General features: G+C 41.3%; 18 protein-coding genes. 6 read left to right on the top strand and 12 right to left on the bottom strand.

Going from position 1 to position 20,373, the window contains the following annotated elements:
- Positions 1 to 207: 207 nt before the first annotated feature.
- From ACX6CI_RS08855 to ACX6CI_RS08885, 7 genes are all read right to left on the bottom strand, one after another.
- Complete coding sequence (locus ACX6CI_RS08855) at positions 208 to 1,086, bottom strand: DMT family transporter (RefSeq protein WP_458777794.1); 879 nt, start codon at positions 1,084 to 1,086, stop codon at positions 208 to 210.
- 162 nt (positions 1,087 to 1,248) lie between these two features.
- Complete coding sequence (locus ACX6CI_RS08860) at positions 1,249 to 2,001, bottom strand: SDR family NAD(P)-dependent oxidoreductase (protein WP_458777795.1); 753 nt, start codon at positions 1,999 to 2,001, stop codon at positions 1,249 to 1,251.
- A gap of 24 nt (positions 2,002 to 2,025) precedes the next feature.
- Positions 2,026 to 2,838, bottom strand: a complete 813-nt coding sequence (locus ACX6CI_RS08865; RefSeq protein ID WP_458777796.1) for an SDR family NAD(P)-dependent oxidoreductase — start codon at positions 2,836 to 2,838, stop codon at positions 2,026 to 2,028.
- A 48-nt stretch (positions 2,839 to 2,886) separates the two neighbouring features.
- Positions 2,887 to 3,429, bottom strand: coding sequence for a nitroreductase family protein (locus ACX6CI_RS08870; protein ID WP_458777797.1), 543 nt, complete (start codon positions 3,427 to 3,429; stop codon positions 2,887 to 2,889).
- Between the two features lie 309 nt (positions 3,430 to 3,738).
- Entirely contained in the window at positions 3,739 to 4,410 is a 672-nt protein-coding gene (locus ACX6CI_RS08875) for a hypothetical protein (RefSeq protein WP_458777798.1), read from the bottom strand.
- 48 nt (positions 4,411 to 4,458) lie between these two features.
- Positions 4,459 to 5,976 carry a xylulokinase gene (xylB, locus tag ACX6CI_RS08880; RefSeq protein WP_458777799.1) on the bottom strand — a complete coding sequence of 506 codons (1,518 nt, stop codon included), beginning with the start codon at positions 5,974 to 5,976 and terminating at the stop codon, positions 4,459 to 4,461.
- Between the two features lie 15 nt (positions 5,977 to 5,991).
- Positions 5,992 to 7,098, bottom strand: coding sequence for a glycerol dehydrogenase (locus tag ACX6CI_RS08885; protein WP_458777800.1), 1,107 nt, complete (start codon positions 7,096 to 7,098; stop codon positions 5,992 to 5,994).
- Between the two features lie 1,117 nt (positions 7,099 to 8,215).
- On the opposite strand from ACX6CI_RS08885, the gene ACX6CI_RS08890 reads away from it, so the two are divergent.
- On the top strand, positions 8,216 to 8,857 hold the full coding sequence (locus ACX6CI_RS08890; protein WP_458777801.1) for a GntR family transcriptional regulator: 642 nt from the start codon (positions 8,216 to 8,218) through the stop codon (positions 8,855 to 8,857).
- Between the two features lie 114 nt (positions 8,858 to 8,971).
- On the opposite strand, the gene eno is transcribed toward ACX6CI_RS08890, so the two are convergent.
- From eno to ACX6CI_RS08915, 5 genes are all read right to left on the bottom strand, one after another.
- On the bottom strand, positions 8,972 to 10,252 hold the full coding sequence (gene eno, locus ACX6CI_RS08895; protein ID WP_458777802.1) for a phosphopyruvate hydratase: 1,281 nt from the start codon (positions 10,250 to 10,252) through the stop codon (positions 8,972 to 8,974).
- A 164-nt stretch (positions 10,253 to 10,416) separates the two neighbouring features.
- Complete coding sequence (gene gap, locus ACX6CI_RS08900; protein ID WP_458777803.1) at positions 10,417 to 11,421, bottom strand: type I glyceraldehyde-3-phosphate dehydrogenase; 1,005 nt, start codon at positions 11,419 to 11,421, stop codon at positions 10,417 to 10,419.
- Positions 11,422 to 11,566: 145 nt separating this feature from the next.
- Positions 11,567 to 12,970, bottom strand: coding sequence for a pyruvate kinase (pyk, locus tag ACX6CI_RS08905; protein ID WP_458777804.1), 1,404 nt, complete (start codon positions 12,968 to 12,970; stop codon positions 11,567 to 11,569).
- Between the two features lie 125 nt (positions 12,971 to 13,095).
- Positions 13,096 to 13,440, bottom strand: coding sequence for a phenylpyruvate tautomerase MIF-related protein (locus ACX6CI_RS08910; protein WP_458777805.1), 345 nt, complete (start codon positions 13,438 to 13,440; stop codon positions 13,096 to 13,098).
- Between the two features lie 468 nt (positions 13,441 to 13,908).
- A complete protein-coding gene (locus ACX6CI_RS08915; RefSeq protein WP_458777806.1) occupies positions 13,909 to 14,574 on the bottom strand; it encodes an HAD-IA family hydrolase in 666 nt (221 codons plus the stop codon).
- 697 nt (positions 14,575 to 15,271) lie between these two features.
- Between ACX6CI_RS08915 and ACX6CI_RS08920 the strand changes: the two genes are divergently transcribed.
- The 5 genes from ACX6CI_RS08920 to ACX6CI_RS08940 all read left to right on the top strand — a co-directional run bounded on the left by ACX6CI_RS08920 (position 15,272) and on the right by ACX6CI_RS08940 (position 20,285).
- A complete protein-coding gene (locus ACX6CI_RS08920) occupies positions 15,272 to 16,300 on the top strand; it encodes a TRAP transporter substrate-binding protein (RefSeq protein ID WP_458777807.1) in 1,029 nt (342 codons plus the stop codon).
- Positions 16,301 to 16,493: 193 nt separating this feature from the next.
- Positions 16,494 to 17,078 carry a TRAP transporter small permease gene (locus ACX6CI_RS08925; RefSeq protein WP_458777808.1) on the top strand — a complete coding sequence of 195 codons (585 nt, stop codon included), beginning with the start codon at positions 16,494 to 16,496 and terminating at the stop codon, positions 17,076 to 17,078.
- 97 nt (positions 17,079 to 17,175) lie between these two features.
- On the top strand, positions 17,176 to 18,459 hold the full coding sequence (locus ACX6CI_RS08930) for a TRAP transporter large permease (protein ID WP_458777809.1): 1,284 nt from the start codon (positions 17,176 to 17,178) through the stop codon (positions 18,457 to 18,459).
- Positions 18,460 to 18,585: 126 nt separating this feature from the next.
- Positions 18,586 to 19,380, top strand: a complete 795-nt coding sequence (locus ACX6CI_RS08935) for a nitroreductase family protein (protein ID WP_458777810.1) — start codon at positions 18,586 to 18,588, stop codon at positions 19,378 to 19,380.
- A 155-nt stretch (positions 19,381 to 19,535) separates the two neighbouring features.
- Entirely contained in the window at positions 19,536 to 20,285 is a 750-nt protein-coding gene (locus ACX6CI_RS08940) for a PHP domain-containing protein (RefSeq protein ID WP_458777811.1), read from the top strand.
- Positions 20,286 to 20,373: the final 88 nt, after the last annotated feature.

The following is a 20,373-nucleotide window of genomic DNA, read 5'->3' on the forward strand; positions in this document are numbered from 1 at the left end:
TTTATACTAGTATTTTTAGGCCAGCTTGGTTTGGGTCTTATCAATGCTATTCCTAACACACCGTTCGTTGATTATTACTACTTATCTCATTTCGGTAATATGGGTATAAAGATATTATGATTACCCATGGCAACATTAAGGTGAATACTTATCGTTTGAGTAATTTACCAGTCAAAACAAATACATGACAGAACTTATTTGCATTGACTAGGAAGACTTTCCTGCCATGAAAACGCCACTAGTCAAGAGTATCCCTCCGACTATGACCGGCAGCGTAATTGGCTCCCTTAAAATGACCCAGGACAAAAGTACGGCAAAAAATGGGACAAGATTAATAAATACGCCAGCGCGAGCAGCACCAATTTCTTTTATTGCAGAATAGTAGAGTGTCACTCCTGCAGCCGTTCCAAATGAACCGATGAAAATTAAATGCAGCCAGTTTGTCACAGATATTTCAGTAAAGGTGTTCCCTAAGCCATATATCATAACAAGTGTAAAAAGTAGAAATGAGCCAATAAGAGAAGAATAGAGAACAGTATGCAAAGGAGTGAACTTTTCCATCACCTTTTTACCAACAAGTGAATATACCGTCCAACTTGAGATAGCTCCCAAAATTGCAAGTTCACCCTTACCCACCCCACCAGAAAATAGCCGGTGCCAATCACCACTGGTAAGAACAAAGAGTGTACCAAGAAGTGCCAGTATAATGCCTAAGTATTGGGGCCGCTTGAGTTTTTCGTGGAGAAAAAGTGCTGCAGCAATCATGATCATCATAGGGTTAAACGCAACGATGAGAGAAGCTCGTCCTGCTTCGATGTATTGCAGGCCTTTAAAAAAGAAAAGGTTAAAACCTACAGGACCGGTAATGGCTAGTATTACCAACAAAAAGAGATCTTTTGTACTGAGCGTTGGTACCTTTTTCCTTTGGAGAAACAGGGGTACCAGCAATATCAAGGTGGCAAATGTGAACCGGAGCAAGGCACTGATAATAGGGTCTATTGAATTAGAGACGACTTTCCCAGAAATAAATGTACCAGACCAAAACAGCATTGTGGTGAGCAAATAAAGATACGGGCGGATTTTCATATTGTTCACCAGAGAAATTCTAGCTACGTAGATAATGGGAATATTTTAGTTAATGGGCTCCATCAATATAGTATATTATCTATCTTTAAAAGGCTTTTTAAGCTACAAACAAAAAAAGGGCAAGGATCTATACAACACCCTTGCCCCCGATCAAACCGATCTTTATTTAGCTAAGAATCCTCCATCAGCAACCAATTCAGTACCGGTTACAAAAGAAGCTTCATCAGAAAGCATAAAAAGTGCTGCCTGAGCAATTTCTCTGGGTTGAGCTAATCGTCCCATAGGATATTTTGCTATAAGTTTTGCCTTCAGAGCTTCATCCTTGTCATACAGATCTCTCACCATTGGAGTCAGAGTGTGGCCAGGACAAATCAGGTTTGCCCTGATACCTTCCTGAGCAAAGGTCAGCGCAATATTTTTTGTGAAAGTAAGTAGGGCAGACTTAGAGGCAGGATAAGCACAACTTAACGAATCACCAGAAAATGTAGTCACAGAACCCGCATTTAAAATAGCACCACCGCCAGTTCTTATCATGAGTGGAATTGCATATTTGCAGGAAAGAAAAGTACCTTTGAGGTTTATTTCAATGGTTCTATCCCAAGCCTCTTCCTCTATTTCAACTACGTTCCCAAGTGGGGCAATACCAGCTCCATTAAAAAGTGCATCTAATCGCCCATACTCTTCTTCACATTTTTCGTATAGCCGCTTCATATCTTCGGCTTTAGTGACATCGGCAACAACACCTATCGCTTTCCCACCTGCAGCAATTATCTTTTCTACTACCGTGTTGATGCTTTCCCCATTGATGTCTGCTACGACTATTGCACTGCCGTGTTCAGCAAAGTAGACAGCCATTTCAGCACCAAGACCTGATGCACCGCCAATAATTACTGTCACCTTATCTTTCATTCTCATGAAACTTCTCCACTTTTAATCTGATTATAAAGTAATTTCGTCGCTATCAAATAATATTCGGCCTTCCTTGCCACCAGAAAGTCTCATAATTTCACCAGTCATATGACCAGATAACTCAGGACAGGCGAGAAAAGTAACGGCTGAGGCAACATCAGTTGGCTCACCAAACTTTCTTAACGACGCAGTTTGCAATACTTTTTTCATCCTTTCTGTATCTTTCATTGTGTTTTCAACCATCCCAGTCATGATAAAACCTGGCGCAACGGCATTTACCCGTCCTTGTGGCGAAATTTTAACAATTTCATCTTTAAGGCTGGGAAGTAAACCGTAGTTGGCAGCGGCTTTAGCTGCTCCATAATCACAATGATAAGGCTGCCCCCAGACTCCAGACATCGAAGTGACCAACACTGCACTTGGGTTTTCTAACGGTTTTCTTTTTAGAGATCGAAAGAACTCTCGCATACAGAAGAAATAAGGGAGCACATTAGCATCTTGGGTTTTTTGCCATTGCTCAAGACTCATATCCTGAATCGGTGTTGCTTGCTCTTGAAGGTAGCCGGCATTGCAGATAAGAGTTTTAACAACACCCAGCTGCGACTCAACCTCACTCCACATTGAGGCTACGTCTTGTTCTTTTGTTAAATCAGCCGAAAATATTGCGGCCCCATTTTTAAGAAATACGTCTTCATCCTTTAAAGATTGTGCTGCAGACTTATTACTGTTGTAATGAATCGCTATCTTCGCACCCTTAGCCGCCAACTGTCTCGATATTTCCTGACCAATCCCTCCAGAAGCACCAGTAACCAGCGCCACACTGTTTTCCAAACTCTTTGTCATTGCAACCTCCATATAGTTACCTGCTTAAAGTCACATCTGTTTATGATTTTACTCACCCAGAGGCATCACAATGATAGGTCGTTCACCGTCTTGGAGAGGGAGCAACTTGCTGATTTCTTCTTCGTGTATTGAAACAATGAGCACAGTTCCAAGACCATGAGCCGCAGCTCCCAGTGCAATGTTTTGACATACGGTCCCCGCTGTTGCCCATGTCCAGTCATTGCGCTTCTGATCATTGACTTTATCTTTATAGTTTTTAAATAAACCGGTAATGATAAGGACATGCGATGCATCAGGCACAAACTCCTGTCGAGCAATCTGGCTTCTTACGTCATCTGGAGAAACACTTGTCAGATGACCTGTATCTCCATCATAAAGCTCTACTCCATCCTTTGAGGCGACATAAACACGAATGATAACATCACGCATTGGCATTGGAGCAGTACGGCCTCCTGCTTCCCGGTTTTTGCCAACTCCGGCCCAAAGCACTTCTAGCAAAACCTCTTGTTCAACTGTAACCTTATTATATGACCTAGAGGTGCATCTTTTTGTTAGTGCTGTGTGTAGATCAACTTGTTGTAGCGTTTTCATAGCTGTCTTCCCTGCTTCAACTTATTTATAAGAAAATCTTACCTAGCCATCAGCAAACGGCACTGGAACAGCCAGAAAACAGCTACTATGTTTTCCGACTGTTCCAGTTCTATACTCCTACTGACCAAGTTCATCAGCTCTCCCCTTATCTCTCAATTAAGCGCAACTCAGCTGTAAAAATAGACTGTATTTTTTTACGAGAAATTATTACGAACCTGAAAGTTTGTGCTATTTCTTCTGTGCTATTTGCCTTTTACTTAGTCGCTTTAAATAAACCGCAACAGAAAAAGGGGAGCGCTCCTGGGGGAGTTACTTTTTCAGATATGAATCTACTACCTCTATCTGCTCACCAAAGGACTTGTCTTTGCCAAAATCATGCTCAAAAAATGCAGAACCAATAGTGAAGCCCCATGGCTTTATCTGCTTCATTGCATCAAGTCTTTCATAACTGTTGACACTACCTGCAATAAATATTGGTAGATCAATTGCTTTTACAAAGCATTCAGTCAGTTCTTCTGGGCTGCCATCCTGATAGCGGTAAGGAGAAAGAATGATACCGTCCGCGCCTTTTTCTACAATTCTCTTTCCACCATCAACAATCTCATCGATGGTTCCGTAGAGCTTTCGAGGCATGCCTTCTTTTCGTCCACAAGATGGAATGAACTTGATTGGTGCCCCTTTGATCACGTCTGTCACAGAATCAAAGTATTCGACACCCATCAGATAGTCAAAACCGTGCTCAACTGCGAACTGCGCCGCTTCTACACACAGCTTTTCATCATCAACTAAAGCTTCAAAAAAAACTTCTTTTCCCTCTTTCTTCATCAACTTTACGAGGGCTGAAGCATCACTTGGTGTAATACCATCTTTTTTGAAACCCCAGTATTTTGTTGGAGCAGCCTTACTTGCTTCAAATACCTCAAAAGCATCTTCCACAGTTACGTCTTTCCATGTCAACATTGGAATTAATTTAACACTCATTGTATACACTCCTTACTGATATGATTTTGTTTATGTGTTGCTAGCCATCTAGCTTCTTGTACTTTCAATATATTTAGCTAAATCCGTATAGGTGCCGGATAGCTTCTCTTGTATTTCCTTATAGAAGCGAAACATTGTGTCATACCCTTTCACACTTTCCTGATTTGGGATGAACTTTTCTTTGATTCGCACGCACTTCTCAACTGCATCCAGAGTATCTTCAAAAATGCCCACTCCGACCCCTGCAAGCATTGCTGAGCCATAGGAAGAGTCACCATTTTCAAGTTTGTAGACCGGTTTATTGGTTGTATCAGCGAGAATCTGACACCAGGTGGAACTTCTGGCTGCTCCTCCCACAAATCTGATGTCTTCGTAGGCAAGGCCCATAGTGTCAAACATGGTGAGCATATCTCTCACGGAAAATGTCACCCCCTCCATTACCGCACGAGCAAAGTGACCAACCTCGTGAAAGATGCTTGCCCCAACAAAACTTGCTCGCAGGTTCGGATCCCAGTATGGCGCGCGTTCACCCAGGAGATAAGGATGGAAAATGAGGCCATCAGCACCAGGGGCGATTTTTCTGGCCTTTCTGTCTATTGCTTGATAAGCGCCATCTTTATCTTCTATATCTTCATAAAGCAGGTCTCGAAACCAACGCATACTGAGGGCTGCAGAATTAGTACCTGTTATTGCGTACCACATGTCAGGTACGACATAATTGTAAGTTGCTGTTCTAGGTGACGGACAAGGTGCAAGCGTAGGTAAATTGATAGTAGCGGCAGTAGCCATTTTCACAACGCACTGACCAGTCGCAACTGCTCCTGCAGCGTAGCATTCAATAGCAGTATCTGAAGTACCAACAATAACAGGGGTGCCGGCACTTAAACCCAGATCATCAGCGGCCTTTTGGGTCACAGTACCCGCAATTTCATGGGGTTGTTTTATCGGTGGCATTACATCCACTGAAAGAGATGCGAGTTCACAAAGACGCGGAGACCAGGTACCATCTTTTGCATCAAGAAACATGCTTCCGCCAGCGTCGATAATATCCGTTTCAATAGTGCCAGTCAGGGTATAACGAATGTAATCTTTTGCATAAATTACATGTTTTATTTTACTATGCACTTCCGGCTCATGGTCACGAAGCCATAAAAGCTGAGGCAGCGTCCAGGTGGGCGAAGGCGGATTGAGGCTGATTGCCATAATTTCCTCCCCGTGGTTGTCCATCAGCCACTTTGACTCTTCGAAACTTCTTGAATCGTTCCACATAATTGTGTTTCGTAGAACATTCTCATTTTCATCAAGAATGACAGCATTGTGCGTTGGGGCGTCAACACCGATTCCTTTAATATCTTTTGGGTCTACTCCACTACTCGCAATTGCCTTATTAAAGGCTATCTTTAGGCTTTTGTACCAGTCGGCAGGATTTTGTTCTGACCACGTTGGGTGCTCATGAAAGGTCGTTACCTCGCTTGTTCCGGAGGCAACAAAGTTTCCTTCTGAATCAAGAATACTAATCTTGCAACCGCCACTTCCTATATCTATTCCTAACAAATACTCGTTCATCTCAAGATCTCCTGATTAACTAAGCATGGTGTGCTTAGCTGATGTATCCAAACATTCCAGATATTTAAGGGTGTTAACTACGAGTGTTTCGTTCACTTCAAAAGGCATGTTGTGCGCTATAGAACCTACTCGACACATTCGGGCAGCAACCTCGCCAAGCTCCTCATCAGAAGGATTTTCCCAACCAATTTCAGCAAGGCTGATGGGGAGACCTATGGCACGATAAAATGCCATAAGCTCGTAAATTTCTTCCAGTGGTCTGTCTTCCATAAGAAGTTGAACCATCAGCCCTACCGCCACTTTTTCACCATGTAGAGCAGAGTGACATGCGGAAATAAGGCTTACACCACCAGCAAAAGAATGCGCTATAGCTTCGCCACCATTTTCAAAACCTAAGCCACTGAGAAGAATATTTGCTTCAATCACTTTTTCTACAGAAGGCGTGAGAAGATTCTCGTCAGCAGCCATTTTTGCCGCAATTCCATGGTCCATCAAAATTGAGTGACAGAACTGTGATAGTGTCAGCGCGGTTAGTGTACACCTACTACCCTGGAAATTTTTCGCCCCAGATGCAAAGCAGGCTTCTGCTTCGTATTTTGTAGCGATCGCATCCCCCATCCCTGCTACCAGAAAACGTGCGGGGGCTGCAGCTATGATCTCAGTATCAACAACAACCAAATCTGGGTTGCGGGGTAGAAAAAGAACAGCTTCATGTTCGTGGTTAGGGGTGTATATAACAGCAAGACTTGATGTTGGAGCATCTGTGGACGCTATAGTAGGTACAATGACACAGGGGCAATTCAACTCATAGGCTACTGCTTTTGCAGTATCCTGCGTCTTACCCCCGCCTACAGCAACAATTATCTCTGAGGATGTTTGACTTGCTCTGTCTTTGAGTCTTTTAATTTCATCTCTACTGCACTCATTGCCAAAAGTCTCAAAAACGGCTTTTACTCCACTCTTACCAAGACTTTTCTCAATTTTATACTTGGCAAAACTAAAGACAAATTCATCGCCAATCACCATACAGCTATCACCGAATTTTGATATTTTTTCGCCAACCTTATGTATAAGACCTGGCCCCTGACAATATCTTCCTGGTGAAATAAAAATGTTCTCCATCCCTGATTCCTCTTACTCGTATATAGTTGGAATGATTGAGCCTACACTGCCAGTGCACTGGCAAACATGTGTTTTACCTATCTATTGTTTTGTGGAAAAACCACAGGGACCTACTACCCAGGCAATAAAAGTAGACCGGCCCTTTGCTGCGGAATTTTAAAAACGACGTTCATACTGCACGCCCACATCATGGATAATCTCCCGACTCAGCAACGTAATGATCTACCAACCAAAGCTGCAACCGAAACGAGAGTTGATCTTTTTTATGGATAGGTAAAAATTTAAGGCAGCTGTTTAACAGTCCCTACTACAACTACACCAATATTGTTTTTAACTATCGTTAAGCTGCGCTATGTCATTTTTTCAATTCATCATGTATTTAGCTTGAATCTGAGTTCAGCAGCATTCAGATTCCGTTAGTGCCATCCGATCTTTAGACATTAGCTTTCATCTTTTCTTTACACCCATCTGCCCCCATCCTGGTCAAAAGAATTGAAGGAATCATTTCGCGCAAAGCGAAACTAACACCTTAGATCTAACACCTAAGGTATCAGTTGGCATTGCAACTGTCAATAAATTTAAATTTAACAAAAGTATTTTTAGCATATACATCCGTATTCACTTGTTTTATTTTTACTATCCCGAGAATAAACTGAGGCCTTAGGTCAGAATTTAGGATAATTATATCGACAAATTCTGCTATTACTTATAGGGTATATGGAGTAGCAAGTGGAACCTAAGTCGAGTATGTTTAGTGCTACTGTGTACAAGCCCCTGACATCAGCCTCCATCTCTTTGTCGGTCTTACAAGCTGTTTCTGCAATGAGTTGAGTAGTATTGTATAGTTCTCTGCTCTATCTAGGGGGGTTTAGCTTTGAGCTCTTCTAAAAGAATACTGAAATGACATTGGCTTTACAGGAGCAGACTCTTTGTTCTTTGAGTAACAGCTTGAATGTGTTGTATAAGGTTCAACGTCTTACTACTGTATGAAACATGACAGGTGTTACTTGCAACAGACGTAAAAGAATGGTCTAAGATTTATCAGATCTTATAAAGATAATAATGACTGAAGATTACAGTCTTTATCATTTAAATATATTTCATATGGAATTTCGTTATGGTTAATCGAAGTTTAGTGCGAGACCAGGTTTATGACTACATCCGCGTTCAGATGAGCAAAGGAATTTTACAGCCTGGCAGTATCGTCTCAAAAAAGAAGCTCATAGAAGAATTAGGAGTAAGCCAAACACCTCTTCGTGAAGCTTTCCTTCAACTTCAAGCTGATGGTTTTGTAACTATATTGCCTCAACGAGGTGTAGAAATTAACGCTTTAGCCTGGACTGATGTTAAATACATTTATGAGATTTTAGGTAGTCTCGAGTATTCGACTATCCTCTCTGTGTTCGACTCCATAGGAAAAGCACAACTGAAGAAGATGCACAGTATTAATAAGAAGATGTACACCTCCTACCACAATAAAGATAATCACAAGTATTATATGGAAAACATCAACTTCCATAATGTGTACCTTGATCTCTCCAACAATAAAAGAATGGTCGACATCATCAAAAAACAGAGGCAGGTACTTTTTGACTTTCCGCGAAAAAAATATGGTACTGGATGGAGGGAGGAGAATTACAATGAGCATTTAGAATTTTTAGAAATTCTCGAAAAAGGCAATGCTCTTGAAGCAGGCAGCTTTATTAAAGATGTTCATTTACGAATCAAGGAAAAATACCTGACAATCGATGAGAGATAGTGTTTACAACAAAAAATTAATCTTTGTAGTCTTTTTAAAGAGTTACTTTGTAACAATTAAGGAAAAAAGCTGTAGGTGTCTTCGATATGTAAAGACACCTTTTTATTTACGATGCTACGCCCCATACAAAGAATTTTTTCCTAGTTTTTCTTCGATCCATAACAATCTATTATATTTGCATACACGGTCAGTCCGACTCAAGGAACCTGTTTTTATTTGACCGGTATTTAATGCAACAGCGATATCCGCAATTGTTGTATCTTCTGTCTCACCGGATCTATGACTTACAACCGCAGACCAACCAGCCTTATGAGCCATTTCGATAGCGTCCAATGTCTCTGTAAGTGTCCCAATCTGATTGACTTTAATTAAAATAGAATTTCCAGCTTTTTCTTGAATAGCTCGCTCTAGATACTCAACATTCGTGACCAGTAAATCATCACCAACAATCTGTACACGATCCCCAAGCCTTTCTGTCAAAAGTTTCCAACCGGCCCAATCATTTTCATCCATGCCATCTTCAATGGAGTCAATCGGGTAACGTTCCGCTAGAAATGCTAGATACTCAACCATCTGTTCAGATGTTTTCACAACCCCTTTGCCCTCTTTTATAAAATGATATTTTCCATCTCTATAAAATTCACTTGCTGCAATATCAAGGGCAATTGAAACCTCCCCCCCCTCCTCTTTTCGTCCAGGTTGATACCCTGCAACTGTAATAGCTTCGCAAATTATATCTAGTGCATCATCTACTCCTTCGAGCTCAGGCGCAAATCCACCCTCATCACCCACAGCAGTACTCAAATTCTCTTTAATCAGGACATTTTTTAAGGAATGGAACACCTCGGCTCCTATCCTGAGAGCCTCTTTAAAGGACGATGCTCCAACAGGCCGAATCATAAACTCCTGAAAATCAATTGGCGCATCAGAATGTGCCCCGCCATTAATTATATTCATCATGGGTACAGGCATATTCTTAGCATTGATTCCCCCTATATATTGGTACAGAGGAATTTCAAGAAAATTTGACGCTGCATGTGCAGTCGCAAGAGATACCCCAAGTATTGCGTTGGCTCCGAGTGCGCTTTTATTAGGGCTTCCATCTAGAACGAGCATTGTGTTATCAATTTTCACCTGCTCTCTTGCGTCCATTCCCCGTAAAGTCTCAAAAATGACAGTATTCACATTTTCTACAGCCTTTAAAACACCCTTGCCACCATATCTGTTATTATCTCCGTCCCGTAACTCCAGCGCTTCTTTTTGTCCGGTAGAGGCGCCTGACGGAACCATAGCGGTTCCTGTCACTCCATTTTCAAGAGTAACCTCCACTGCCAAGGTCGGATTTCCTCGAGAATCGAGTACCTCACGTGCATGAATATTTCTAATTTTGGACATAATTGGCCTCCAGATGATGTAAGTAGATGAAAAGTCTGTCCTGGAAAGGAAGCCTCCATAAAACGTTATGAAGGCTCTAGGTGTGCGGAAATTCTGCCGATACGTCCTCCTACTTCAATGCGAAGTAAAACAGGAGCATACCCCTAGAATGTTACGAAGCTACGCTAAATAGTTTTGCAGCTATCCATATAAAGCATAAGATCGAGCATACGGTTAGAGTAGCCCCACTCGTTGTCATACCAGCTCATAACCTTAACCGTTTTGCCAATCACCTTAGTTGACTGGGCATCAATGACTGAAGAGTAACTTGACCCTTGAAAGTCAATAGAGACAAGCGGCAAGTCTGTATACCCCAGATACCTGTCAGCTGCTTCTTTAAGAGCATTATTTACTTCTTCTACAGTTGTTTCTTTCTCAACCTCCATTACGGCATCAACAAGTGATACATTTGGCGTTGGCACTCGTACAGCAAGACCGTCAAATTTACCTTGCAGTTCCGGAATAACCAAAGCAACGGCGGACGCGGCACCAGTTTTCGTTGGAATCATCGATAGGGCAGCACTACGTGCCCTTCGTGGATCAGAGTGTGGCGCATCGAGAAGACACTGATCTCCAGTGTAGGCATGTACAGTGGTCATCAAACCAGTTTTTATGCCGAATTTATCAAGAATAACTTTCGCGAAAGGTGCCAAACAGTTTGTTGTGCAGCTGGCATTAGAAACGACATGGTGTTCAGTGGCTTCGTAGTCATCCTCATTAACGCCCATCACAAAGGTCTTTACCCCAGCTTTTGCCGGTGCGGAAATAATGACCTTGGATGCTCCGCCATCTATATGTTGTTTAGCAGACTCCATATCCCTAAACAAACCAGTACATTCTGCAACATAATCCACTCCTGTTGCACCCCAAGGAATATCAGCAGGGCTTCGATGACTGGTAACCTGAACCCTTCGCCCATCAACAATAATACAATCATCTTCCGCAATCACTTCAGAATTCAGAGTACCCATGACAGAGTCGTACTTCAGTAGATGTGCCAGCGTTTTGGTATCCGTCAAATCGTTGATTGCGACAATTTCGATGTTTTGAAACTCCTTATCCATAACTGCTGCTCTGAAAATACTTCTACCGATACGTCCAAATCCGTTAATCCCAACTTTAATAGTCATATTTATACTCCTCTGTTTTCTTCTGGTTTGCTTTTATTCTTGTGCACTTCAAATACTCTTTGGTGATCTTTTCGTTTCTTTTTACGTGAATTCATGAAGGTACACATCTCGTTTACCAGGGCTTTGGCATAATGATTTGATACCACTACAAATCTAACACTTGAACTGTATTTGTTGTACCTGCAACCCAACCAGGGCTGCCTCCCGTCACCACAAGTTTATCGCCTTTAGTCACCTTTCCGGTTTTCAATGCTGAAATAGGGGCACTATCAAACATTTTGTCACTATCCGTTGAATGCTCAACAAGACTTCCATAGCATCCCCAATAGAGAGCCAGGGACCGTATGACTTTAGTCTCAGGGGACAAGGCGATTATTGGATATCTCGGTCTAAAGCGAGCGATATGCATAGCAGTCCTCCCCGAACGAGTAGGAGTAATTATTGCGTCAGCATGAAGCCTCTCGGCCAAGACACATGTTGCTTGAGCAACACACTCTGAGGTGTTTTCATGTGGTATAGACTGCAGGTACCTGTCATGAGGAAAATCTTGTTCTGTGGTTTCAGCTATTCGCTTCAGGTAATGCACTGCATCTACCGGATACTTACCACTAGCTGACTCCTCTGATAACATTACTGCATCGGTACCATCTAAAACTCCATTGGCTACGTCGGTAACTTCGGCCCGAGTTGGTCTTGGCGAATCAACCATTGAACGCAACATCTGGGTTGCTATTATCACTGGTTTTCCTAAGGAATTTGCTTTTTTAATTAGCTTCTTTTGAATAAGAGGAATTTTTTCTAGAGGCACCTCAACACCTAAGTCTCCACGGGCAACCATAATACCATCGCAAGCATCCATGATTTCATCAATGTTCGAAATCGCCTCATGCTTTTCAATTTTTGCAATGACTGGGGTTGTCTTATTCTTTTGTGCAATACGATCTTTTAAATCATATATGTCTTGAGCAGACCTGACAAATGATAGGGCAATAAAATCTACATCGTTGGCTAAGCCAAATTCTAGATCAATGAGATCTTTTTGAGTTAAAGAGGGCGTATTGAGTGAGCCGCTTGGAAGATTAATGCCCTTATTCGAGGTCAGATAACCTCCGATAACTATTTTACAATACACCTCGTTGCTACTGGCACGCACCACCTCAAGCTCTATGAGACCGTCAGCAAGCAGCAGAGTATCGCCACTGTTAACCTCTGCCGGTAAATCCTTGTATGAGACTGACACTCTTTTAAGGGAGCCCTCAACGGGATCACTTGTCAGGGTAATATACTGATCTGGCAAAAGTTGAATGCCTGGCTCAGGGATTGTCCCGATACGAATTTTCGGACCACACAGATCTTGCAATATGGCAATATGCTTTCCCAAACTGTCTGAGATTCGACGAATATTTGTAATCTTTGCTTTGTGTTCTTCATGAGATCCATGAGAGAAATTCAATCTTGCGACATTCATCCCCCCAAGAATCATTTCTTCTAAAATCTCAGGTGATTCACTTGCAGGACCAATGGTACATACAATTTTAGTTCTCGGCATCTTCGCAATCCTCTCACCTCTTGATAATGAGATGAAAACTTTCGGTTAATTGACACACAATGTCTTCCTAAAACCTGTAACAGAACCTATCTACAACCTGAAACGCGAACTGTTGCAGGCACAAGCTAAAAGGTTTTGCCATTCCAGCCAAATTGCTCTCTTTCAAGCACCTGAAAATCGAGATACATCCTGTCAGGGTTAATCCCAGTTTCCCCTTCAATATATGTGCATATTTTACTTGATAACTCGGTGCATGCAGCAACATCCAACCCGATGCTTTTAATTGTGAGATACGCACAGGAGGAGTTACTCGCGTTAAAGGACATAGAGTTAGATTGACCGTATGAAACCATTACCCATTTTTCAGGTTTCTGTAGTAGTTCAGCCATAAATCTTGATGATTTTTGGACAAAATTTTTCACTTCTGCATCACCTAACTGTAGATTTGTTTCAATTTTAAAATAAGGCATGCTAACTCCCTTGTGTTATGTTGTTAAGAATTTGTGAATTGCTAAAAAAAACATTACATTAGATGTGTTGAGTTGGTTAACAGAATTGAAAGCTTGATGGAAAAATGTGTCAGGAAGGAAACAGGCCCAACCTGACACGGATCGAAAAGGTTAGGGGGTACCTTCTCTAAGGAGACCTCAATAACATCAAATATGAGAGCAAACGAAGATCACGCTACTTTGAACGACTTTCCTACTTAACTATAGTGGTTTGCCCGGCAAACGAGTACAAGAATGAAAACAACACTCGCCACAATGTTGGGGAACACTGAAAACTCATGTTTATCCTGATTTTTCTCTTCCCTTAGAAAAGCCCTCTCACCCCTACATAAGAAGCTTTACTTGAGAAAGTGAACAATACTTGCTCCCAGTACTCGTTTGCCCGTCAAACCTTACAACACTACTTTACTCCACCGCACAAAAGACCCATTACCATATATCCATCTGTTGTATTTCTGAATAACTATTTATTATGAGCGTGGCGCTTTTCACCATATTTCGATCCATCTCTTTATCCGGTAGAGCGATAACCTGCATCCCTGCAGCTAATGCCGCCTCAACACCTGCAGGAGCATCCTCAAAAACCACGCAATCCTCTGGAGCAGCTTCCATTCTTTCAGCGGCTGCAAGAAATATATCTGGTGCTGGTTTCAACTTTTTTACCTGAGGATCATCACCCGTTACTATGGTTCTAAATGTGTTGAACCATTCTGTATGTTTTTTGCTAGTTTTCATATTGAAATGATTAAAGGGAGAGCTGGTTGCTACACCCATTGGAATACCTTTCTCTCCTAAGAATCTTGTGAACTCAGGAGCCCCCTTAACTGGTTCAGTATCTGGATACCAGTCATTCAAGATTTCAGCTCTTTCATCAAAAAACTGTTTAGCACTTATCGGTAAACCAAGTCCATCCACAATAATGTTTGCACCTTCCCAATAATCTCGACCAAGGGTTTGTGCTTTAACTTCCCAGGTAAGCTGTCTATCAAAGCGTGAAGCAATCTTATTTGTTGCCCTATCATACATTGGCTCTGTATTCAAAAGCACACCATCCATATCAAAGATTACACAGCGAGCATCCCTACCTAGCCTCATTTTCAATTCCCCTTTTCACCTTACTACATGGTGTTATTCAACTTACGATGTAAAACCCACCCCAACAATTAATCTCAAACAGAGCCTAAGGCCTAAGGTACCAGTGGGCAGTTTTCGTGTCAATATTTTTTTGTTTCGTATCATGTGTTGAAAGAATTTTCTCAAACAAACACCTCAGCCCAACTGAGGCCTTAGGTCTCATTTTTTTCTAATCAATAATATTTTTTTATTTTTACCATGGATCACAAATAACTGTATTTATTACATTTTACTTCAATAAAGATCATAGTAAATGATTATTCGGCACAATTATTTAAAAAAAAACATCGACAATTTACAAGAAAACCGATACGGTAGTTCTTAAGCAAACTGAAACCTTAGGTACCGGAAAAATCGTTTTAATGAACACGCTTTTTACTCATTCAAGATGAATTTGCCGTTTTCAAACCGGACCTATATCTAAGCCGAAGCGGCTCAGATACAAATCTAACATTGAGGAAAAATGACAAGAAAGGCTATTCACTGATTAATGACAGGAGAAAAAGTCTAGGTGAGAAATTTTTTAGCTTTAACGAGACAGTTTTCATCTAAAACAATAAGGAGGGTCACTCGCTAATCAGATGTCCAGGTAGTAGAATATCATCAGAATAACTCTTATGAATTATATTTATCGTTTTTCATCTTCGAAGGAGGCAACATGTTATTGCAGAAAGGAATCAAAAAAATAGCTTTAGCGGCGGCTTTAGTCACATCGATTTTCATCTCATCATCAGTGCAGGCAAAGAGCGTTGTTAAATATGCCGATGTATCACCCTTCCGCCTGCTTGGAATGGGTACTGAATATGTTGGCAATTATCCCTTTCTTGGTGTTCTGAAATTCTATATGGAATTGCCTTCCATTAAGGGTAAACATGAATTTAAAATGGTGACAAACGTCTACTCTTCTCCCAATGATTGCCTCAACGCTGTGGCAACCGGGGCAGTTCAGATGACCTATTCGGCGCCATCCTTCCTCGAGCAGTTTAATCCAAACTGGAAAATAACTACTACCCCTGGTCTGTTTGACGATTTTGAGCACTTCCTACGTACAGTTAAAACAGAACCATGGCAAAAAATGGTCAAAGAGCTTGAGACCAAGCAAAAGGTTAAAATTGTTAAATGGACCGCCAATCTTGGTAGCTTCATGCTCTTTACCAGCAAACCTATCAATAGCGTTGAGGACGTCAAAGGGCTCAAAATTCGCTATAATGGTGCTCAGGGATACGCCCAAGCCCTTAAGAAGTTTGGTGCTACCCCTATTGCTCTACCTTACACTGAGGTAGTTTCAGCCATGCAAACACACATGATTGATGGTTTAATTAGTGAGATCCAAGCATCCCCATACTACGATTTACCTCGCTACTCTAAGCATCTAGTCCCAATCACCTGGGCAATTTCACCAATGGCAATCGTGGTTAATGCTGACTGGTGGGATGGTCTTGACGATGTTTCAAAAGAAGTCTTCACCTACGCATTTGAAACTCCCTCGGTTTACCAAGAGTTAGATCGTCAAGAGAAAGATATGATCGCTAACTGGGGAACAATGCCTAAAGGAACTATCCGAGAAGATATGAATCCTGATGAAAATACCAAATGGAAAAATATGTTGTTGGAAGTTGGTGCTGACTTTACCAAAGATTCACCAAAAGAACTCATTGATGCAGTCGAGTCAACGAGATCTATGTAGGTTAGAGTTCAAATAAGTCCTCAACACTGATAGGATGAGGTATTAAGTCAGGACTTCATTTAAACGGAGTCCTGACTTACAAGCCTTTACTTGAAGTTGACGTAATTGTCACAACAGCTGGGTAAACAATTACCTGGTTTAGGTTACTGAAGTGAGATAACTGATTTAACAATTAATTGATGGAGAATGACCTGTGGTTAAGGATAAAACAGTGGCAGAAAAAGAAAGCCAAGAGCCTGACAAAGGATTCACACAGACTTCATTTTACTCAGTCCATCCTCGTCTTAGAAAAGTAATCAATGTTTGGATAACATTTTGGGCATGCGTATTCTTTGTCGGCGTTTCAGTGAACTTCATAGAAATAGTCACTAGAGTGTTTTTTTCATCCACAATTGATCTGATGTACGACATACCAATTTGGTGTACGATCTGGTCCACACTCATGGTTACCGGGCCAATTCTTTTAGATAATGAGCATGTATCCATCGATGCAATAACTATCCATCTGAGAGGTCTTACTCAAAAAATAATACTTGTACTCAATGCCCTGATCACGCTTGCATTTGGTATCATTATAACTGTGAGTGGATGTATTTCCGTAAGCAAACTCTATCAGTTTGGTACTACCTATCCACGCTCTATCCCTATACCAAGCTGGTGGGTAGAAATCTGTGTCCCAATATCCATGTTTATTTTTTCATGTTTTGCCTTTTATGACCTTTTAAAAAAATTACGCCTTAAAATGACCCCAAAGATTGAAATGGAAGAATACATGTAAAAAGACCTGTACTCTTTTGACACAGTACAGGCTGATATCTTTACAATTTATTCTCACAGTTTTTTGCTAGGCTCTTAATTTCTAGACGGACAATCTTATGACCTATGTAACGTATTTATCAATAGCTTCTATTGCAGTTCTATTTCTAATAGGGACTCCTCTTACTGTGGCATTTAGCATGGGATCCATAGCTATGATGCTATATGTCATGGATTTCCCGTTGGGTAATGTCGCTCAGTTATTCTTTCTATCAATTAATGGCTATCCACTGCTGGCCATGCCATTTTTTATCCTTGCAGGACATATCATTCTCCGATGTGAAGGAATGCGATATCTAAGGGATCTCATGAACTACCTTGTTGGTGGATTCCATGGTGGACTTGCTGTAGGTATCATCATTTTTGCAGCATTCTTAGGGTCCATTTCAGGTTCTGCAACTGCCTGCCTTGCGGTTATAGGCACTATATTTGTTCCTCTCATGGTGGATTCTGGCTACGGTCGTCCATTTGCTTCAGCTCTTGCTGTTACTTCAGCAGGTCTTGGAGCAGTCATTCCCCCGAGTGTTTTTCTGATTATATTTGGCTCAGCAAATAGAGTATCCATTGCTGATTTATTTATGGGAGGTATCGGCCCTGGTCTGCTTGCCACCTTTCTCATGTGTCTGCTTGCTCTCTATATATCTCGTAAACGAAAATACAAATTTTCAGTAACCTCTACATCCGCCCAGAAAAAAGAAGCCTTTATCAAAGCATTGCCCGTTCTAGTGATGCCACTTATTGTCCTTGGTGGAATCTACTCAGGCCTTTTCTCCCCTACCCAGGCAGCTTCTATTGCCGTCTTCTACTCGCTTTTCATATCTGTCGTATTTTATAAGGGGTTTGGCAAACAAGAGTTCCGGGATTCTATTGTCGAAACAATCCGTCTTTCAGGCATGATTTACTTCCTTGTCATTGGTGGTGAATTTTTTGGTAAAGTCCTTGGTTACATAGAGCTTCCACAACTCATATCAGAATGGGTTGTTTCAATGAACTTTGGTCCGGTAACGTTCCTGCTTGCGGCTCAGGCACTTCTACTGGTAATGGGTTTTTTCTTCTCTAGCTTTCCAATGGTAATTATTGTACTGCCGGTATTTATGCCAAGTGTATATGCTCTTGGAATAGATCCTGTACATTACGGTGTCCTTGCAATTTTTTGCTCGATAATAGGGGAAGTAACTCCGCCAATGGGACCGCAACTCTGGATTGCTGCTCCAATATGCAAAGAAAGAATTGGTAATATTATGCGAGAATCCTGGGCGTTTTTAGGGGTGCAAATACTCACTTTGATACTTGTCACCTTATACCCGCCAATTTGTCTCTTCATTGTCGATTTAATGAGGTAAGCTGCAATCTGAAAATAAGAATGTTTTAGATGTAAAAGGCATGTATCGGGATAACGATACATGCCTTTTTGCTATTACCCTTCCACACCAATATTTTAAGATAGCAAAACAACAGGACAAACAGATATGAATTCAATTGTAATAGATAAAACAAAGTGTAAACAAGACGGCTTATGTATTGCCGAATGCCCCTATCTCCTGTTTTTAGAGGGAGAAGATAAGATCCCAGTCCTCGCCAAAGGAGCGCAGGAAGCATGTATTAATTGCGGACACTGTATTGCAATTTGTCCGGGAAATGCGATCACTCTCAACACCGTTTCTACAAATGATTGCGAACAGGTTCAAAATGATCTCAAATTATCTCAAGACCAGGTGAGTCAATTTATTAAAGGTAGACGATCAATACGATCGTATAAAAAACAACCTGTAGAACAACCTGTTCTAAATTCTCTACTCGATATTTCCAGATGGGCACCCTCTGCCCGCAATGGTCAGCCAGTATCCTGGATTGTCATAAACAGTCCAGAAAAGATCCACGCTCTTTCTGGCATGGTAGTCGAATGGTTACAGAAGAATAACCAGCTTGAAAAGATCGTTGAGGCATTCAATGGCGGTAAAGACATGATACACCGTGACGCACCTTGTCTCTTAATAGCCCATGCTTCAAAATTGAGTCCTAGACCAACGGAAGATTGTTCTATAGCCATGGCAACTGTGGAAATCGCTGCTCCCGCATTTGGACTTGGAAGCTGTTGGGCTGGTTTTTTTATGGCTGCAGCAAAAGTTCATCAGCCAATCTTAGAATATCTCAATTTACCTGAAGATCATGAAGTCTATGCTGCTCTGATACTTGGCTACCCTAAGTATAAATATAGTTATATTCCTCCACGAAATGAAGCCAAAATCGATTGGCGAGTTTGATATTGATGTTCTAGCTGGCCTTAATAGAACGTGCTCAATACGCAATCAGGTAACATTCTCCTGAAGACGTTCCAGAACATAACAAATAACATGCAAATCAAATAGTTACAGCTCCACGTCAAGAATTACAAAATACAATACCAGAAGAGCGAGAAATGCAAATTGAAGTAGATAGCCATACACACACGATATCTAGCGGTCATGCCTATAGTACCCTTAAGGAAAACATAGAAGAAGCTGCCAGAAATAATATCAAACTGTTGGCAATTACTGATCACGGTCCAGCAATGCCAAGTGCTCCTCACCGCTGGTATTTTATGAACATGCGTATTATCCCTCGAGTTATTGATGGTATTGGCATCTTGCGCGGAGTAGAGGCCAATATTATAAATGAACAGGGGGAACTCGATATAGGTCCCGAAGTTCTTGAGCGCATGGATATTGTCTTAGGTAGTCTGCATCTCGCTGTTTTTGAGGCAAAAAACAAAAGAATCCACACGGACACTGTAATTAAAGCTATGGCATCAGGAAACATTGATGTATTTGCCCATGGTGGTAATCCCCTTTTTCCTATTGAACCAAAGGAAATTGCCAAAGCAGCCGCAGAGTATGATGTGTTAATTGAAGTAAATAATTCTTCGTTTACTACATCACGCAGTGGCAGTGAAAAGAATTGTATAGCTCTCGTTGAAGCAGTAGCAAGCTATGGCGGATTGCTCACGTTTGGTACAGATGCCCATATAGCCAGTCGCGTTGGCATCTTTGACAAATGCACTTCCCTTGTAAATAAAGTCCGTTTTCCTCCTGAACAAATCATTAGCCTGAGTGCTAAGAGGTATATTCAGTTCTTACAATCTAAAAAGAATCGAGAAACACTATCAGAATGCCTTTTTCACTTTGAATGAGAATAAGACTGAAGCTATTGTCTTATAGCGGTGAAAACAGCTCTGCATTGGGAAAGTTACCAGGCAACCTTTAATGATCAATACGAAA

The organism is Desulforhopalus glucosivorans, from assembly GCF_054397165.1.

Bases quoted from the DNA above. Each gene is read 5' to 3' on its own strand.
- gap (WP_458777803.1), bottom strand. From the start codon at position 11,421: ATGACTATTAAAGTTGGGATTAACGGATTTGGACGTATCGGTAGAAGT.
- ACX6CI_RS08920 (WP_458777807.1), top strand. From the start codon at position 15,272: ATGTTATTGCAGAAAGGAATCAAAAAAATAGCTTTAGCGGCGGCTTTA.
- xylB (WP_458777799.1), bottom strand. From the start codon at position 5,976: ATGAACGAGTATTTGTTAGGAATAGATATAGGAAGTGGCGGTTGCAAG.
- ACX6CI_RS08860 (WP_458777795.1), bottom strand. From the start codon at position 2,001: ATGAGAATGAAAGATAAGGTGACAGTAATTATTGGCGGTGCATCAGGT.
- ACX6CI_RS08870 (WP_458777797.1), bottom strand. From the start codon at position 3,429: ATGAAAACGCTACAACAAGTTGATCTACACACAGCACTAACAAAAAGA.
- ACX6CI_RS08875 (WP_458777798.1), bottom strand. From the start codon at position 4,410: ATGAGTGTTAAATTAATTCCAATGTTGACATGGAAAGACGTAACTGTG.
- ACX6CI_RS08940 (WP_458777811.1), top strand. From the start codon at position 19,536: ATGCAAATTGAAGTAGATAGCCATACACACACGATATCTAGCGGTCAT.
- pyk (WP_458777804.1), bottom strand. From the start codon at position 12,970: ATGCCGAGAACTAAAATTGTATGTACCATTGGTCCTGCAAGTGAATCA.
- ACX6CI_RS08930 (WP_458777809.1), top strand. From the start codon at position 17,176: ATGACCTATGTAACGTATTTATCAATAGCTTCTATTGCAGTTCTATTT.
- ACX6CI_RS08915 (WP_458777806.1), bottom strand. From the start codon at position 14,574: ATGAGGCTAGGTAGGGATGCTCGCTGTGTAATCTTTGATATGGATGGT.
- ACX6CI_RS08910 (WP_458777805.1), bottom strand. From the start codon at position 13,440: ATGCCTTATTTTAAAATTGAAACAAATCTACAGTTAGGTGATGCAGAA.
- ACX6CI_RS08865 (WP_458777796.1), bottom strand. From the start codon at position 2,838: ATGACAAAGAGTTTGGAAAACAGTGTGGCGCTGGTTACTGGTGCTTCT.
- ACX6CI_RS08855 (WP_458777794.1), bottom strand. From the start codon at position 1,086: ATGAAAATCCGCCCGTATCTTTATTTGCTCACCACAATGCTGTTTTGG.
- ACX6CI_RS08885 (WP_458777800.1), bottom strand. From the start codon at position 7,098: ATGGAGAACATTTTTATTTCACCAGGAAGATATTGTCAGGGGCCAGGT.
- eno (WP_458777802.1), bottom strand. From the start codon at position 10,252: ATGTCCAAAATTAGAAATATTCATGCACGTGAGGTACTCGATTCTCGA.
- ACX6CI_RS08890 (WP_458777801.1), top strand. From the start codon at position 8,216: ATGGTTAATCGAAGTTTAGTGCGAGACCAGGTTTATGACTACATCCGC.
- ACX6CI_RS08935 (WP_458777810.1), top strand. From the start codon at position 18,586: ATGAATTCAATTGTAATAGATAAAACAAAGTGTAAACAAGACGGCTTA.